This window comes from Ancylobacter radicis (assembly GCF_018449475.1).
GTDB classification, from domain to species: Bacteria; Pseudomonadota; Alphaproteobacteria; order Rhizobiales; family Xanthobacteraceae; genus Ancylobacter; species Ancylobacter radicis.
Genome location: NZ_JAHCQH010000016.1, coordinates 87496 through 103415, shown reverse-complemented (window position 1 = coordinate 103415; position 15920 = coordinate 87496). Strand labels below are relative to the sequence as shown.

The 15920-nt window shown below is 61.9% G+C and carries 15 protein-coding genes and 1 tRNA gene; 10 read left to right on the top strand and 6 right to left on the bottom strand.

The features are described 5' to 3' along the window. Positions 1 to 60: 60 nt before the first annotated feature. Genes KIP89_RS11435 through KIP89_RS11420 form a run of 4 tightly spaced genes read right to left on the bottom strand, consistent with a single transcriptional unit; the run spans position 61 to position 2046 of the window. Entirely contained in the window at positions 61 to 696 is a 636-nt protein-coding gene (locus KIP89_RS11435; RefSeq protein WP_213755568.1) for a hypothetical protein, read from the bottom strand. A gap of 41 nt (positions 697 to 737) precedes the next feature. Further along, positions 738 to 1523 carry a PD-(D/E)XK nuclease family protein gene (locus KIP89_RS11430; RefSeq protein ID WP_213755567.1) on the bottom strand — a complete coding sequence of 262 codons (786 nt, stop codon included), beginning with the start codon at positions 1521 to 1523 and terminating at the stop codon, positions 738 to 740. After that, positions 1520 to 1792: a hypothetical protein gene (locus tag KIP89_RS11425; RefSeq protein ID WP_213755566.1), complete on the bottom strand. Its 273-nt coding sequence runs from the start codon at positions 1790 to 1792 to the stop codon at positions 1520 to 1522. The genes KIP89_RS11430 and KIP89_RS11425 overlap by 4 nt, the downstream gene beginning before the upstream one ends. After that, positions 1789 to 2046 (bottom strand): helix-turn-helix transcriptional regulator, encoded by a 258-nt coding sequence (locus KIP89_RS11420; RefSeq protein ID WP_213755565.1) that lies wholly within the window; start codon positions 2044 to 2046, stop codon positions 1789 to 1791. The genes KIP89_RS11425 and KIP89_RS11420 overlap by 4 nt, the downstream gene beginning before the upstream one ends. 322 nt (positions 2047 to 2368) lie before the next feature. Here KIP89_RS11420 and KIP89_RS11415 point away from each other — a divergent pair, with 322 nt between their 5' ends. The 5 genes from KIP89_RS11415 (at position 2369) to KIP89_RS11395 (ending at position 6240) form a co-directional block, all read left to right on the top strand. Further along, complete coding sequence (locus tag KIP89_RS11415) at positions 2369 to 3115, top strand: ImmA/IrrE family metallo-endopeptidase (RefSeq protein WP_213755564.1); 747 nt, start codon at positions 2369 to 2371, stop codon at positions 3113 to 3115. Next, complete coding sequence (locus KIP89_RS11410; RefSeq protein ID WP_213755563.1) at positions 3115 to 3405, top strand: helix-turn-helix domain-containing protein; 291 nt, start codon at positions 3115 to 3117, stop codon at positions 3403 to 3405. Before KIP89_RS11415 ends, KIP89_RS11410 begins: the two co-directional genes overlap by 1 nt. 30 nt (positions 3406 to 3435) lie before the next feature. Next, on the top strand, positions 3436 to 4071 hold the full coding sequence (locus tag KIP89_RS11405) for a hypothetical protein (protein ID WP_213755562.1): 636 nt from the start codon (positions 3436 to 3438) through the stop codon (positions 4069 to 4071). Between the two features lie 319 nt (positions 4072 to 4390). Continuing rightward, positions 4391 to 5389, top strand: coding sequence for a phosphotransferase family protein (locus tag KIP89_RS11400; protein WP_213755561.1), 999 nt, complete (start codon positions 4391 to 4393; stop codon positions 5387 to 5389). Positions 5390 to 5394: 5 nt separating this feature from the next. Further along, a complete protein-coding gene (locus KIP89_RS11395; RefSeq protein WP_213755560.1) occupies positions 5395 to 6240 on the top strand; it encodes a T3SS effector HopA1 family protein in 846 nt (281 codons plus the stop codon). A gap of 71 nt (positions 6241 to 6311) precedes the next feature. On the opposite strand, the gene KIP89_RS11390 is transcribed toward KIP89_RS11395, so the two are convergent. Beyond that, complete coding sequence (locus KIP89_RS11390; protein WP_369807130.1) at positions 6312 to 6536, bottom strand: tyrosine-type recombinase/integrase; 225 nt, start codon at positions 6534 to 6536, stop codon at positions 6312 to 6314. Beyond that, complete coding sequence (locus KIP89_RS20135; RefSeq protein WP_369807122.1) at positions 6431 to 7489, bottom strand: tyrosine-type recombinase/integrase; 1059 nt, start codon at positions 7487 to 7489, stop codon at positions 6431 to 6433. Before KIP89_RS20135 ends, KIP89_RS11390 begins: the two co-directional genes overlap by 106 nt. A 372-nt stretch (positions 7490 to 7861) precedes the next feature. Between KIP89_RS20135 and KIP89_RS11385 the strand changes: the two genes are divergently transcribed. From KIP89_RS11385 to KIP89_RS11365, 5 genes are all read left to right on the top strand, one after another. After that, positions 7862 to 7938: transfer RNA gene (locus KIP89_RS11385), tRNA-Met, on the top strand. 351 nt (positions 7939 to 8289) lie between these two features. Continuing rightward, positions 8290 to 11661, top strand: a complete 3372-nt coding sequence (locus KIP89_RS11380) for a hypothetical protein (RefSeq protein WP_213755559.1) — start codon at positions 8290 to 8292, stop codon at positions 11659 to 11661. A gap of 82 nt (positions 11662 to 11743) precedes the next feature. Next, positions 11744 to 13516 carry a type I secretion system permease/ATPase gene (locus tag KIP89_RS11375; RefSeq protein WP_369807121.1) on the top strand — a complete coding sequence of 591 codons (1773 nt, stop codon included), beginning with the start codon at positions 11744 to 11746 and terminating at the stop codon, positions 13514 to 13516. 8 nt (positions 13517 to 13524) lie between these two features. After that, entirely contained in the window at positions 13525 to 14904 is a 1380-nt protein-coding gene (locus tag KIP89_RS11370; protein WP_213755558.1) for an HlyD family type I secretion periplasmic adaptor subunit, read from the top strand. 296 nt (positions 14905 to 15200) lie between these two features. Further along, positions 15201 to 15743 (top strand): DUF4269 domain-containing protein, encoded by a 543-nt coding sequence (locus tag KIP89_RS11365; RefSeq protein WP_213755557.1) that lies wholly within the window; start codon positions 15201 to 15203, stop codon positions 15741 to 15743. The last annotated feature ends 177 nt before the right edge of the window (positions 15744 to 15920 follow it).

Below are 15920 nucleotides of genomic sequence, written 5' to 3'. Positions count from 1 at the left end.
AGGGATCGGGGCGGATGGAAGAAAAGGCGGCGCTCCCGGCGATCCGGGAGCGCCGGAAGGTCAGAAGTCGGTTTCGTAAACCGGCTGCGGCGCGGGCTTCGCGGCGGGCGGCGGTACATGGGCGACGGGCGCGGGCTTCGACGCTGCGGCGGCGTTGCCTTTCCAGACCTCGCTCTCTTCGACAGCCGAGGCGTCCGGAAACTCGGCCGGGCGATCGACCCACTTCGTCAGCTCGAGCTTCGGGCGATAGTTGGTGCCGTATTTGTCCTTCATGGCGTCCGCGCCGGTGCAGGCGATCACCGGCACCTTGCCGCGGTTCTCCGTGCGCCCGGACTGTTCCTCGAACACCGCGTAGACATCGCGGATCGCGTTCGAGACGTGGATCGACGCCGATGCCATTTCGACGGCGCCGCCGAAGAACTTCGGCGAGAAGGCCATCACGACGAATCCGCGCTTGAAGCCCTCGCCGGGAGTGGGCGCGACCTTATCCAGTGCCGGATCGATCAGCCGTTCCGGCGCCTGGCCTTCCTGAAAGCGCAGCCAGCCGGTGCGGATGTTGGCGAGATCAAGCAGGAAGGTGGGACGGGCGATTTCCAGATCGCCGCCCCCCTCCGCGCGGATAAACCACTTGTCCGATTTGGCGTTGTATTTGACGTAAGGGCGGATGATGCCGGAAGCGCCGATATTGAGTGCCATTGTTCGTCTCCTTGAGCGTTGAGCCTTGAGCGGTTGAGGGTTCAGAACCCGAAGACATCCCGACCAGCCGCGCGAACGGATGGGTCCGACCAGTAGAAACTGTCGAAGTCCGGGACGATGAGACCCGCGAGCTCGCGGGCGTCATGGGAGAGGGCGAGGAAGCGCCCGAGCGAGAAGGCGATAAGCCGAAGTGCCGCGAGGTGCGCGCGCACGTCATCGCCCGACATTTCGAGAACCTGGACCTGCCGCCCATCGCCCTTGGCCGGTGCGGGCTTGGCGTAGGCAAAGCGCATCCCGAAATTGCCATGGGCGGTGGCATAGACCGCGCCCTGGCGCCCGTGACTTGCGCCGATCGCCGAAGGCAATCGTTCGGTGGTCTTGAGATCGACGATCAGGCCATGGGCCGAGAAGCGCCAATCGACGAAGCCGATTACCGGAACGGCGATATCGTCCAGGCGGATTTCGACCTTGCCCTGATAGCCATCGGCATCGGGCAGGCCATATTGCCGAAGTTCGGCCAGCGCGCCGCGCACATAGCCCGGCAGTTTCTTGCGTTCCTCGTCGCGGCGCGGATCGGGATTGAGCGTGGTTTCGCGATCGAAGGCGCTTTCCGCTTCCGCGATGCAGACCTCAACGGGAAGCGCCGGATCGTGTAGGCCGATATTGACGCCGGCCTCGACCGCCTTGCCGCGCACGGCGGGAATTCCCGAAGGCGAGCGGCGCCCGAGCAGGCGTTCCATGATCCAGAGCGCAGGTTCCGCTGCCCAGAGATTAAGGGACGAGGCGGACAGATGACCGATGCCATGCCGTTCGAAGGGATTGCTCATCGCACACCCCCACGGATCAGGATCTCGGCGCCGCGTTCGATCAGGTCGGACGGGGTTTCAAGGAACTCGACATCCTCGTCGCGGAAGGCCACGCCGAGCTTGAGTTCGACATCGCCGACGAAATCCAGCCGGGCGATCGGATCGATCTGCCACAGGCGATCTTCAGCGGAAGGGTGTTCGCCGAAGCGCTCATAGAAGGCGGCGCGGACGGCATTGGCGGCGAGCGCGCGGGCTTCAAGCCGCTCGGCAATCATCAGGGGCGCGATCATCGGGCGGACCCCGTGCGCTTCGAAACCACCGGCCCGCGTTCCTGGGAGATCATCCATTCGCGGAAGGCATCGGCGCGATAGAAGACGCGGCGGCCGATCCGGACTTGAGGCGGGCCGATCCGGCGGGTCTGCCAGCGTTGCAAGGTTGCGGTCGAGATTCCGAGCGCTTCGGCGACCTCGCGCCGCCCCATCCAGCCTTGCATCAGTTCGGCAGAAGCGGCTCCCGTTCGTTGCGCGTTAACTTGATCGTCCATGCCCGTTTCCTTGTGTCCTTGCGGTTCCGATGACCGCAAAGGGACCACGGCGGGCCGGCGTCAGGCAGGGTTGAAACGGGCGCAAACGGGGCAGAAACAATAGGGCGCGGGCGCAAAGACGGGCCGAATACGGGCGGAAACACGGGCATAAACAACCGCAAGCGTGTTTTGGCCGCTTCAGTCCACCGTCGGCGGCGGCGTGGTCCCTCGTACCAATCCACAACGCGAAAGCGCTGGCGCCGAAAAATCGACTCGACTCCGGAGCAGAAAGAACATATCAAGAACTGACTGTTGACCAATCGGGTTATGAAAGGAGGCGGAGATGGTTCTGGCCATCGCATATCCAAGCACGGCTGCGGGCGATCCCCATCGCTTGAGCGCCCAGAAGATCGCGAGCATCGCCAGCGATATCCGCAGCCGCCTGTTCGGGATTCAACCAAGGCCGGTCGATGTGGCGGCGCTGATCGCAAAGACGGCGCGCCTTGTGGTCAACGGCAAGCCGATCACCCTGTCCTGGGGCCTCGATCGACCGATCCACGACGAGAACGGCCACGAGGCGCTCGGCGTTTGCGAGAACGATCCCGAACTGCCCGACACCGTGATGATCAGCGTCAACGCCAGCCTGCTGGCCCATCAGCCGGAGGTGATCCGGTCGACCGCCGCGCACGAGTTCGCGCACGCCATCTTCGACATGCCGGCGGCGATGGGCGGCAATATCCGGAGGACGTTCCGAACCTCGGTGGCACCCGCCATCGCCAAGCCAGGCGCACCGATCAATTGGGTCGAATGGCGGGCCGACGAGTTCATGGGCGCGTTTCTGGTTCCGGCCGACAAGCTCGCGCGCGTGCTGCCGAAGCACGCAAGCGCTCTTGATCTGCCGTTCCGCTGGCGCGCTGCGCCCGATGGCCGCTCCGTTCCCTTCGTCGATCTCGATCCGAGCGAGGGCACACTCGGCCTGCTGGTCGATGACCTCGCCGAAGCCTTCAGCGTGACCGCCGCCTTCATGTCGGTGCGGCTGGCGAAGGGCGGCTTCATCGGTCGGCGCTTTGAAACCGGGAGCACGCTCTGATGGCCTTCGGTCAAACCGTCCGCTTTCACCGCAACCAAAAGGGCTTCGGCCTGAACGAGTTCGCCGAGCGTCTCGGCGTGTCGCCCGCCTATTGGAGCCGCGTCGAGCGCGAACAGGAAAACCCGCCGCGCGACGATCTCGTTGAGCGCGTCGCCGCCATCCTTGAAGTGAAGCTCGACGATCTGTTCTGCGAGGCCGGGCGCCTGCCGCCCGATCTTCGCGGCGATATCAAAGCCGTGGTCACGCTCTATCGACGCAGCCGCGACGCAAGGAATACCACCAGCAAATGATGACCATGATCAGATAGCGAGTGTTTCGAGATGCCAGCGCCGCCCCGTTCCTTTCTGACTGTTATCGACACCGCGATCCGCTGGCAGGTTCCCGCACTCGACATCGCGGGCTGGGCGATCGATGGCGAGATCGCGCTCTCCGCTGTGCTGCCGACCGTCGAGACGGCCGAAAAGCAGATTGCCTCGGGGATCGTCGAAATCGACGGCGCGGATGTGGTGGCGCTGTTCCGGCGCGACGGCGCATCGCGCAAGCCGGCGCTGGTTCGGCGCTTCCGCCGTTCGCAGAAATCCGAATGGGAATGGATCGCGCGCCCGATTGATGGCGTCGCCGTCACTGCGGCGGACGTGATCATTCTGCGCAAGGAATTCGAGCGTTGCGAGCGCGCCTGGGGATTGTTCGACGCGGGTGCAGCGGACTGCGGCGTGAAGGCGTCAAGCCCGGCAAAGCGCATCGCCGGGCCGGGCGCCCCGCCCAAGCACGATTGGGATGCCTTCGCAGGTGCCATCGCCCGGCGCGTGCACGATCATGGCATGCCGGTCAGCCAGGGCGAGCTCGTGCGGGATATGATGGACTGGTTTGCGGGCCGGGAGGATTTCCCGCCTCCGGATGAACGGACCGTGCGAAGGAAAGTGTCGGCGATTTGGAAGGAAATGAAGATTATATAAGGGTGCTCTTGACAGCTAACACTTCATGCCGTCTTTTTAACCTGAATGTTGAAAGCATATTAAAAGGGGGGGGGGGTAAAATGGCTACGAGCCGTCCAACTGCAGAGTCTCTTAAAACAAAACTGCAAACGTTTCACGGCACGTTGACCGACGATGAAAAGAAAGCATTAGAAGACATCCTTTCCACGGCGGCTGTCACGCTTAATGCACATAGTGTCCAACCTATGTCTGGTTCGCCGTCACCAGAAATACAGCAGCTTAATCAACTGCTTTCGGATGCCCGTGCTGCAATGGGACCTGAGGGTCCGGTCGCCGCAACTTGGACAACAGTGACGATAACCACGACAATCGCAAGTCACCCGAGGATCGGCTGCTAAATAGCGGAAACAAGCCATTTAGGCTTAATACGAGACGTGCAAAAGCTCTGACGAGGAAGCTTCTGCAGCCGCACGGTATAATCGGTAAGTCGGTCAAACATAATCAATACGGTCGTAATAGACTATTCGTAGTCAATGGCTCTTTATTCGTTAAGCAGATCATATCACAAGAGCGCTCTGCGGCTGAGCATGACGCGATCCTGAATTTTACCGGATCACAATTTTTCCTCTCCCCTAGCTTTGTATCGCACTCCCTCGGTATTTTTGTTTATCCTTATATCAAAGGTTCGATTAACCTTGATGAGCTTGCACGCCACGATAGTTTATCAGCGCTCTCGCGCCTAGTTTCTTTATCAGAAACCTATTTTATTGCTGCCCAGAATGTTAAATGTTCAGCGCCAACGATACTGAAAAAATTTATTGATGGTCCTATCCCTGCTGCTAACTCTTTTTTCGACATGAGTCCAGCGCTTAGACACATGTATGCGAAAGTACAAGCCAGCTCTATTATTAATATAGCGTCTTTCAGTAGCTATACTGGACCATTTCATCCATCTCATGGGGATTTAAAACTCGATAATTTTCTTGTCGAGGGCACAAACACGCTAGTCGTCGATTGGGAGATGTATTCCCTAGCTCCATGCGGATGGGACTTAGCATGCATCATTGGGTCAACGTTCTTTGCTTGTGCTAGGCATGCGTCGACAGGAAAGTCTCAAGCGAATTTTTTTGACGCCCTAGCTGCTGTTCACGCGATCATCAAAAATTTTAACTCAGCAAACAACGTTAAATGGGCGCTCTCCGATGTCCATTTAATTTGGCTAATTGTACACTATTTCCTAGAACGCTTATGTTCCGAAGCAGTGTTAAAGCAGCTTCTTAATCCAATGGATGAGGTTCTGTTTGAGCTGATGCAGGCCATCTACCTAGGAAAGGTCTAGTCAGCATGAACGAGACCGACACGTCCGAGGAAATTTATGAAGCGATTCTTATAATTGAAGGCTGGAAGAAGATCGGCATATCAAAAGAACTTGCCCGTATATATTCATACTCAGGGATTTATTGTCGACGGATATTTGGATTAACTGAGATAGAGCAGTATCTATATCGATCTGTGGTGGACTTTGGTTTCATAGATTCGGTTTTTAAAAGGTCAAATTTGGGTCATAAGATACTGCGGCTGCCAATAGTGAAGTCAATTGAACTCGGTTCTGTTGTAAATTTGGGTGGTATTTTGTGTACGCCGATAGAAGATGATGATATATTTGCTAATATCACGATATCTAGTCTTTCATTCTTAGCAAATCCTGGCTTTATCGCTACTACTTCGCAGCAATCGAATAAATTGGTAAGGATTTACTTATCAATTAGTCCTAGCCGGGCAGTCTGGGTACTTAACGCTGTTTACGCTGCAGTCGCTGCTAAAGTCGTGTCCTGCGGTGTTAAGGTATTGGCCGACCCGAAAGGTTACAGTCGATGCGATGCAGCTGTTATTTATGTTGATGCGGCTTCCAAAGATGTCGCGCTTGCAGTCATACGAGGGATGTTGGCAAGCGACGAAGTGGTGCTTAGGGACCAGACGCCTTTTGGAACTTGCCGAGCTGACCGCGGAGTGGCTTGGGCCATAGCGCCTGATGCGCGCACCGGGGGCACGAGCAAAAGTTTCGGCCAGTGGATCGCCGACAGTTTGGTGGAATATGTCTACAATGATGACATGATAGAAGCTTGCGATGTTACTAGCTACTTTTTGGCGCAGGGAAGAGAGCTCTCCGCCGTTTATGTTGCGATCTAAGAATAATAGATCTAGGTCCGTACGACAGTATAGGTCTTAATTTGACGTATCGGTCTGCACCCGTTACCTTGTCACAAAATATTGTCTACATGTTCGAGGCCCGAGCGAAGGGGGCCGTCGAGAAGATGAGCGTAGCGCTGCGTGGTTTGCACCTGCGTATGGCCGAGGAGCTTGCCGATCATGGGCAACGTCATGCCGCCCGAAACGAGCAGCGAAGCGAAGGTGTGGCGCAGATCATGGATACGGACGGCGGGCAGTTCGGCCTTCGCCCGGACATCTTCCCAGAACCGCTTGATGTCCTGAAGCGGCTTGCCTTCGGCCTCGCCGGGAAACACCCATGCGCAATCTTCGGGCACGCGCAGCCGGATCGTGCGCAGAAGCGCGGCGGCGGAAGCGCGGCGGCGGAAGCGCTGATCGGCGCACGATGCAGGCGGCGCTGCTTAGTGGTGGCCGCAGGTTTGATCCAGACAGCGGCTTCGAGATCGAATTGATCCCAGCGCGCGCAGAGCACTTCGCCGCGCCGCGCGCCGGTCAGCAGGATCAGGCGGACCGCATCGGCGGCGCGCCGGTTTGGATGGGTATCGAGCGCGGCGGACAGCCGCCCGATTTCATTGGATGAAAGATAGCGGTCCCGAGGTGCTTCGGCATTCCGGGCAAATCCGGCAGCGGGGTTGTCGGAGCGGATGCGCCAGCGGATCGCAAGGTTGAACATCTTGCGCAGAATTTCGCCGACGCGGTTCGCCCGCACCGGCGTGGGCTTGCGGCCCCGCTTTCCCGGCGTGCCACCGCCGATCCGACGCAGCAGCCGATCGACATCATCCGGCTGGATCTCCGCTGCCTTGCGCGGTCCCCAGGCGGGCTCGACCAGTTTGCGCAGCATCGACGCCTGATCGTCGCGGTTACGCTTTGCAAGCTTGGCTGCGTGCTCTTCGAGATAACGGTCGATGAGCTGCCGCACGTTGGGCGACTCCCTGGCCTCGTCGCGTTCCGCCATCGGATCGCGGCCCTGATCGATTTCGCGCTTGAGGCGCTTAGCCTCTTCCCGAGCGGCGGCGACCGACCAATCCGGCCAAGCGCCGATGGTAAGGCGGCGCTCCCGCGCTTCGATCCGATAGGTCAGGATGAAGGCGCGCGTGCCGCCGCTCGTGATCCGCACACCGAAGCCGACAACCTCCTCGTCATAGACGATGATGTTCTTCTGCTTCGGCTGAAGCCCTTTCACGCTGCGCTCGGTGAGATGCGCCTTCATGCTTTCGCCCCTTTCCGCGCTACTCAGCCGCGGTCATTCCCGGTCAGCAAGATGCTCTCGGCGGGTCTCCTTATGAAGGGCGGGAACGGGCGCAAACCGGGCGGAAAGGGCAGGCGCGGATAGGCGCTTGGCTCCTGCGGAGGAGCGATTTCGTGTCCGCACTGTGTCCGTCGTCTTCCCGGTTTCGAACGACGGTTCGCGGCTTGTTCCGCCGCCGAATGCGCATTGTGCTCCGATTGCTCCGGGGCGGAGCCTGTCCGGCTTGCGTTCCTAGTCGACGCAGAGGCGACAGAGATTCCCGAATGATATCAATCTGTTACAAAAGGGGTTGCGTTTGCGTGCTGCGGCGCATACAAGCCCACCACACTTTGACGCGGGGTGGAGCAGCCCGGTAGCTCGTCAGGCTCATAACCTGAAGGCCGCAGGTTCAAATCCTGCCCCCGCAACCAAAATACCAACAAAACCCGCAGCCTCGGCTGCGGGTTTTGTTGTTTCAGACCCCTTTCGACTGGCCTGACGCTTCGTCCCATCGAGAATGACCCGCCGTGAGGCGCCGCGAAGATATCGCCCGTTCCCGGCCACGCGGCAGCACGATCGGCCTCGCCCGTTGCACCGTCGAACGGCTGATGAGGGCGCAGGCCTCGCCGCATCCGGGGCGCTTCAGCGCCGTGCAGCGTCACGCAAGCTTGTCTTTGTACTCAATGCCGCTTCTACATTAGATTACCTTAGGATAGCCTCAGGGTTCCTGGCGGGACTTCCGAAAGTGGGACGGGTCCAGGATCGAGCCGGGAGAGTAGCCGTTGACGACGCTGACGCTCAATCTGACTGCAACCCTGCAATCCACGCTTACCGCCGGCGGCGCAAGCAACGGCGTGTCCGCCTATGCGGTCTATTTCGACACCAGCGGCGCGGCGAACTTCACCACGCTGGTCGATAATGGCGCGCTGCAGAGCAGTGGCAGCTATGTCATCAACCTGCCGACCATGCCCGCCGGCAAGATCTATTTCCTGATCCAGAGCCAGGACAACTCCGAGCCCTATGACCTGACCACGCTGATCCAGGCTCAGGCCGATATCAACTGGGACAACGCCGCGACCTGGGGCGTGCGCTATGACAGCTTCGAATTCTCGCTGGAAGGTCAGACGGGCGATGCCGGCAACCTGACCTCGGTGGAGAGCTTCGGCCTGCCGATGGAGGTCGAGGTCGAGTATCAGGACGGCACCGGAACGGTGCAGGCCACCGATACCCGTGGCTACAACCTCTCGGGCAGTACCTTCTTCACCGACCTCTCCGGGACTGCCTCCGGCGTCCTGTACACCTATACGGATGGCGCGCTCGCTGGCGATACCCGTATGGCCATCGGCCCCGCCACGGCCGTCGTGCCGGGTTCCGGGTCCACATCCTTCCAGGCGAGCGACTGGAACAGCTACATCGCCAGCCTGCAGACGCCATCCGGAACCACCGGCGTCTTCCTTTCCGGCTTCTTCAACGGCGCCGTCGACGCCAACAAGGTCTATCACAATGCGGGCTATTACAGTTACGAGCTGACCTGGGATCCGACGCATCAGAACGCGGACAGCACGGTCGGAACCTTCTGGCTCTCGCCGACCAACAGCCAGATTTCGGGCTACAGCACGATCACCGGCTACAGCCAGATCCAGGGCTACATCCAGATCACCCCGGACCAGCTGGCCAACAGCATCTATTCGACGCTGGGCTCGGCCTATATCTACGCCGATCCGACCGACGCGCAGCCCTACGACATAGCGCTGGCCCCGGGAGCGATGAACACCGGCGCCAACAACCAGTGGGGCGAGGTTCTCACCCAGCTGCTGACCGGGCTCTCCGCCGGCTATATCGGCATGAGCGGGACGTCGCTCAATTCGGGCGTGACGCAGGCGATCGATCTCAGCAATAATTCGAACTGGGACCCGACCTACGCCTTCGGCCGCAATCTCGCGACCGGGGATGTGCCCGACCACGTCGATCCCTATTCAAACCTGTTCTTCCTCAACACCAATTCCTACGGGTCGAACTACTCCGACAATCTGATGTCGGCCTATAGCAATGGCGGGCCGCTCATCAGCCTGTACAGCCCCTACAGCCAGACCGATGTCGCCAACATCAACCTGACCATCTTCGACGACAGCGAGACGCCCACCGGCTACGTGACGCCCACCATCTACAACTATATCAATGCATCGGGCGGCTTCGATACGGCGGTGGCCACGACGTCGGGCATCAGCATCGGGCTGAATTTCTTCAACCAGCTGGTGATGCTGGACGACACGACGGCGAGCCTCACGCTGCGCTTCCAGACCGCGGATGGCTGGCAGGAACTCGAGCTTTCGGCGGCGGCCAATACCAGCACCGGCAATCCCGGCAGCCTGTGGGACGACTGGACCATCGTCCAGAACGGCGATGGCAGCTTTTCCGTCAGCGCCGGCGGCGTTGCGAAGACCACCGGCTCGCTCGTGATTACCAATCCCCCCGCCCCCGCCAATGGCGTCGGCTGGTATCAGATCGTCGTGCATGATGTGGACGATCCCGATGGGACGGCGGCGAACGCCAAGACCTTCAATCTCTACGCGACCACCGTCAATTCGCTGTTCTCCAATCCGGCTTATAGCGGACAGGCCGGGTCGCTGGCGGTGGACGGGTTGGCGATTGTCGCGCCCCAGGCGAGCAGTGCTTCCACCATCCTCACTTTCGCGGTGGACTTCCTCTACGCGGCGACCTCAACCGTCGATGCCTCGCTGCTGACCACCAATGTCACGGATGCGCTCACCCTTTTCGCCAGCATGCACGGCAATGGCACGCTGCCGACCGCGGCCGTGGTTGGCGACATGTCGAGTGGCAGCTTCGTCGCCGGGACCGGGCAGACCACGACCACCGCGCCGGTTGCCACGCTCCAGTCGGGCGAGCTCGCCTTTGGCTGGACGGGCTACAATCCCCTCGCCTGGACGACCAATTCCAATAACGACCCCATCGGGTCGTCCTGGATCAGCCAGTACAGCAACAAGATCGGCGCCGGAAACCTGGCGCGGCTGACCTTCGCCGGCACCTCCCTGATGCCGCTGGCGGCCATCGGCGATATTGACGGACAGTGGATCTCCGGCACGCACGCCTTCGGCAACGGCACCTACTCGGCGAACTTCACGGAATATCTTGCCAGCGACACGGTCTTCGCCAACCCGCTGACGCCCGCCTCCAGCACGCTGACCTTCACCGTCAATGTCGCCGAGGTCGACCTGCTCACCGCCGCCAGCGGGCTTGCCCTGACGCTGGACGACGGGGGCATCGTCGCCGGCAACTGGATCTTCTTCGAGACGCTGACGAATGGGCTGAGCAGCCTTCCCGCTGACTCCACGCTGATCCTGTACGCGACCGACGCCAGCGGCAATCTTGTCGCCCGCGACGGCACGATCGGCCCGGGCGTGACCTTGTCGGACGCGACGCTCGGCAATATCGGCACGATCCTGAACGACTCGGACGTGCAGATCATGTCCGGCAGCCAGCACGTCTATCTCGGTGCGGACCAGCAACTGCGCTTTGCGGTGCAAAGCGGCAGCGGCGCCATCGACATGGCGCCCGATGTGGCGATCGACGTTCAGTCCGATGGCAGCGCCAACATCAATGTCGGGAATTTCCGGTTCTCGGCCGTGAGCGACAATACGCTGAGCGCCGCCGCTGAAATGGCGTCGGGCCAGCATTTTTACGATGAGCCGCTGTTCTACCTCACCAACGGCGCCATGATCGAGGTGGAACTCACCGGCAGCTCCGCGAATACCAATATGCTCGGTTTCGTGCGTTTCGACGTGGACACGCAGGGCAATCTGAGCGTTGACGGCGTCGCCTATGGCGACAACGACGCCTTTCGCGCGGCGGTGTCCGACAATCTCGATCCCGGCTTCCTGGTGGCGCGTGGCGGGCAGACGGCAATCGACCAGATCTGGACCGTTCAGGGGGCCGACGGCTACTACGCCCCGGTTCTGCTGACGCCTTATGGCGAGTTGCTGGTGGTCGGCGACGCGAACGAAGGCGGCTATGAATACATCCGCATGTTCGGCCAGAACACCTTCGCCTTTGAAGACCTGACCGCCGGGCGCAATTCGGATTTCGACTACAACGACATGGCGATGAAGCTGACGCCCGTGCAATCGTTCTTCTGAGGTTGCTGGATAGGGCGCCGCCTTTCGCGAGAGGGGCCGTCGACCCGCGCGTGGTGGTGAAAAGCGAGACTGAGGGCGTTAAGTGTTCGTGCATCGGGGCCAAACAGGGCCGGCGGAAAAGAACGAGACGGCGCTGACCGCCGCCCTGCGCTCCGCCCGACGCGGCTTTACGGCCGTCATTGTCTTCAGCTTCTTCATCAATGTTCTCGGCCTCGCCGGCCCGATCTACATGATGCAGATCTATGACCGCGTATTGGGGAGCCGGAACCTCTCGACGCTGGCCGTCCTCACATTGCTGATCGCCTTTCTCTACGCGGTCAGCGCCATCCTCGAATGGCTGCGCGCGTCGCTGCTGGTGCGGGCCGGTCTCGGCTTCGACCGCGAGGTCGCCGGTCCTGTCTTCAACGCGGTGCATCGCGCCTGCCTGCGCCGGCCGTCCTCCGCCCATACGCAGGCGCTGCGCGATGTCGATACCGTCCGCGACTATCTGTCGAGCGGGCTGATCGTCCTGTGCGACCTGCCCTGGGTGCCGATCTACATCCTCGTCGCCACGGCACTCAGCCCCTGGTATGGCGCCATCGCGGTGGTGAGCTGCCTGCTGTCCGGTGCCCTCGCCTTCGTCAATGACCGCTGGACGCGTGGTCTGTTCGATGAGGCCACCCGCGCCGGCATGTCCGCCGCCAATCAGGCGATCACCACCTTCCGCAATGCCGAGGTGCTCCGGCCCATGGGGATGCTGGGCAATCTGCGGGCGCAATGGGGCCAGCGCCGCGACACCGCGCTGGCCTCGCAAGCCACGGCGATGGACCGGCGCGGCCTGTTGCTGGCGGCCTCGCATTACAATCGCCTGCTCACCCAGAGCCTGATCCTCGGCCTCGGCGCCTATCTCGCCATCCAGCGGGAGATTTCGCCCGGCGTGATCATTGCCGGCTCCATCATCGTCGGCCGCTGTACCCAGCCGATCGAGATGGCGATCGGCAACTGGAAGGCTCTGCTGGGGGCGCGCTCGGCCTTCCGCCGGGTGCAGGACATGCTGCGCGCGGTGCCCGACGAAGCGCCCGCCATCCGCCTGCCGGACCCCAAGGGGGCCTTGCAGATGGAGAACGTGTTCGCCCACGCCCCGGGCACCGACGTTCCGGTGCTGCGCGGCATCAGCTTCGCCCTGCCGGCGGGAAAGGTGCTCGGCATCATCGGCCCAAGCGCAGCGGGAAAGTCGTCGCTGGCCCGCCTCATCGTCGGCGCCTGGCAACCGACGGCGGGAACGGTCCGGCTCGACGGATCGGATCTGCGGCACTGGGATCCCGATCAGCTCGGCCCGCGTCTCGGTTATCTGCCGCAGGATGTGGAGCTGTTTCACGGCAGCATCGCCGACAATATCGGCCGCTTCGGCGTGCGCGATGACGCGAAGGTGGTGAAGGCAGCGCAGATCGCCGGCACCCATGAACTCATCCAGCGGCTGCCACGCGGCTACGCCACGGATATCGGCGAGGCGGGCGCGTCGCTGTCCGGCGGCCAGCGCCAGCGCATCGCTCTCGCCCGCGCGCTCTACGACTTGCCGGCTCTGGTGGTGCTCGACGAGCCCAATGCCGGCCTGGATGCCGCCGGCGAGCAGGCGCTGATCCGCGCGGTGCAGGAGCTTGCCCGCGCCGGACGCACGGTCGTGCTGATCACGCATGTGGCCAGCATGCTCGGCCTTTGCGATGTCGTTCTGGTCCTCAATGAAGGGGTGATGAGCGGCTTCGGTCCGCGCGACGAGGTGCTCGCCAAGCTGCGCGCGCCGCGCCTCGTGGCGACACCGGCTACGGCCCCGCCAGCCGGCCGGTCGGCGGGCAGCGCGGCAGCCGGAGAGGGGTGAGGTCGGACATGGCGTTCACGCTCGATCAAGATCCGTCGCGCGCGTCGGTGTCGGCCGGTGCCACGGGCGCGGAGCCGGCCCCACCGCCGCGGATCAGCAGCGATGTCCGGCCCATCGCCCTCATCGGCTATGCGGTGATCCTGCTGACCTTTGGGCTCGGCGGCCTCTGGGCGGTGATGGCCGAGATCGACAGTGCCGTCGTGGCCGTCGGGGTGGTCTCGGTCGAGAGCCGGCGGCAGGTCGTCCAGCATCTGGAGGGCGGGATCATCGCGGAAATCGCGGTGAAGGACGGTGACCGCGTCGCCGCCGGCGATCTGCTGTTCAGCCTCGATCCGACGACCTCGCGGTCGGCCTACGTGGTCCAGCGCACGCAGCTGGATACGCTGCTGGCGATCGAGGCGCGCCTGCAGGCGGAACAGACGCATGCGGAGACGATCACCTTTCCTGCCGAACTTGAAGACCGCGCGGACGATCCGGCGGTCAGGGCGGTCCTCAACGACCAGCTCACACAGTTCCGCGATCGCAAGGCCTCGCTCGACGGCAAGATCGCGATCCTCAACAGCCGCGCGGAGCAGGTGGACCGGGAGATACAGGGGCTGGACCGGGAGCGGGAGGCGCTCGACAAGCAGCTTTTCTACATCGACGACGAACTGGATGGCATCAGCGCGCTGAGCAGCAAGGGGCTGGTCTCGAAACCGCGCCTCGCCGAGCTTCAACGCGAAAGATCGCGGCTCGATGGGCTGGTCGGCCGGAACACGGCGGAGATCGCCAAGGCCTTCAATTCCGTCGGCGAGGTCAAGCTGCAGATACAGGATTTGCAGCAGCGGCAAAGAGAGGAAGTCACCGCCCAGCTCGTGGAGACGCGCCGGCAGATTTCCGATACCCGCGAGAAACTGGCGGTCTCGGAGAACGTGCTCAAGCGCATCGACCTTCGCGCGCCGCGCGCGGGGATCGTCCAGAACATCAACGCGAGCGTGCGCACGCGGGGCGCGGTGGTGAAGCCGGGCGAGACGCTTCTGGAGATCGTGCCGCAGCAGGAGGATCTGATCGTCGATGCGCGGGTTCCCACCACCGATATCGACCGGCTGCATGACGGGGTGACCGGCGTCGAGATCCGCTTCCCCGCCTTTCATTCGCGCACCACGCCGCTGATCCTCGGCCAGCTGCAGAGCGTGTCACCGGACCGGTTGATCGACGAGGCGACCCAGCAGCCCTATTTCCAGGCCGTGGTGTCGATCCCGCAGACCGATGTTCCCGACGATCTGAAGGCGCGTCTGCGGCCGGGCATGCCGGCGGAAGTCATCTTCAGCACCGGCGAGCGCAGTGTGCTGAGCTATCTGACCCGCCCCCTGACGGACGCCTTCTCCCACGCCATGCGGGACCGGTGATGCCTGCCGGTGCTCCAGCGATTGGGGTTCACCAGTTGCCGGATTTGAGTTGCGCTAGGAGGACATGGACGGTCGCGAGCGCTGGCGCGACAACGTGTTCATCGAGCGGCTCTGGCGCTCGCTCAAATACGAGTGCATCTCGACCTCAACGCCTTCGAACCGGATCGGAGTGCCTGCCCAGGTCGATGGAAGCCTGCCACCCCGCCAGCCGCCCCCCTCTCAACATACTCGATCGCCGCATGCCATCAGCACTCCCTCACCGCGGGAGGCGGCATTCATCGAAAGCCGCTTCTGGAATGACTTATCTCGATGCGCTTCATGCCAGTCAGGCCTTGCGGTTGCTCGATGCATTCGATCCGCATGTCGCAGGCACGCTGCCCCTCGGCATATCGGTCCCGGGAAGCGACATCGATATTCTCTGCCATGCACCCGACCTGGATCTTTTCGCGCAGGTGGTCTGGAGACATTTCTCGCATCAGCGGGCCTTCTCCATGCACCAATGGACCCACAACGGGCGCGCCATAATCTCCCGCTTTGAAAGCAATGAATGGCCATTCGAGATTTTCGCAGCGAACCAGCCCGTTCGGGAGCAGATGGGCTGGCGTCACTTCGAGATCGAGAAGCGCCTGCTGAAACTCGGCGGCCGGGACTTGCGCGCCGCCATCTGCGCCCTGCGCGCCAACGGCATGAAAACGGAGCCCGCCTTCGCCCAAACCCTTGGACTTGAAGGAGACCCTTATGCTGTGCTGCTGAATTTGCACGAACGAAGCGATGCAGAGCTCATCCCGATGATCGGCCGCACGCGTCGCCACGCCGCTGATCCGAATTACGCTCCGTGAATGGCACCATCAGTAGCCGCGCGAGAGCGGCATACGGTTCGGTGTCGAGGGCAAGATTTCGGTGTTGCAAGACCCGCATGCGGGTGGTCGCTCATCTCGATGTGAGCCGGGAACAAATACTCCGCGCCGAGGAAGCCTTCATGCGCATCGTCGAGCAACATTGAGACTCCACGCAGC

Excerpts from the sequence above, each read along its gene's own strand:
- KIP89_RS11435 (WP_213755568.1), bottom strand. The coding sequence starts at position 696 with ATGGCACTCAATATCGGCGCTTCCGGCATCATCCGCCCTTACGTCAAA.
- KIP89_RS11430 (WP_213755567.1), bottom strand. The coding sequence starts at position 1,523 with ATGAGCAATCCCTTCGAACGGCATGGCATCGGTCATCTGTCCGCCTCG.
- KIP89_RS11425 (WP_213755566.1), bottom strand. The coding sequence starts at position 1,792 with ATGATCGCGCCCCTGATGATTGCCGAGCGGCTTGAAGCCCGCGCGCTC.
- KIP89_RS11420 (WP_213755565.1), bottom strand. The coding sequence starts at position 2,046 with ATGGACGATCAAGTTAACGCGCAACGAACGGGAGCCGCTTCTGCCGAA.
- KIP89_RS11415 (WP_213755564.1), top strand. The coding sequence starts at position 2,369 with ATGGTTCTGGCCATCGCATATCCAAGCACGGCTGCGGGCGATCCCCAT.
- KIP89_RS11410 (WP_213755563.1), top strand. The coding sequence starts at position 3,115 with ATGGCCTTCGGTCAAACCGTCCGCTTTCACCGCAACCAAAAGGGCTTC.
- KIP89_RS11405 (WP_213755562.1), top strand. The coding sequence starts at position 3,436 with ATGCCAGCGCCGCCCCGTTCCTTTCTGACTGTTATCGACACCGCGATC.
- KIP89_RS11395 (WP_213755560.1), top strand. The coding sequence starts at position 5,395 with ATGAACGAGACCGACACGTCCGAGGAAATTTATGAAGCGATTCTTATA.
- KIP89_RS20135 (WP_369807122.1), bottom strand. The coding sequence starts at position 7,489 with ATGAAGGCGCATCTCACCGAGCGCAGCGTGAAAGGGCTTCAGCCGAAG.
- KIP89_RS11370 (WP_213755558.1), top strand. The coding sequence starts at position 13,525 with ATGGCGTTCACGCTCGATCAAGATCCGTCGCGCGCGTCGGTGTCGGCC.
- KIP89_RS11365 (WP_213755557.1), top strand. The coding sequence starts at position 15,201 with ATGACTTATCTCGATGCGCTTCATGCCAGTCAGGCCTTGCGGTTGCTC.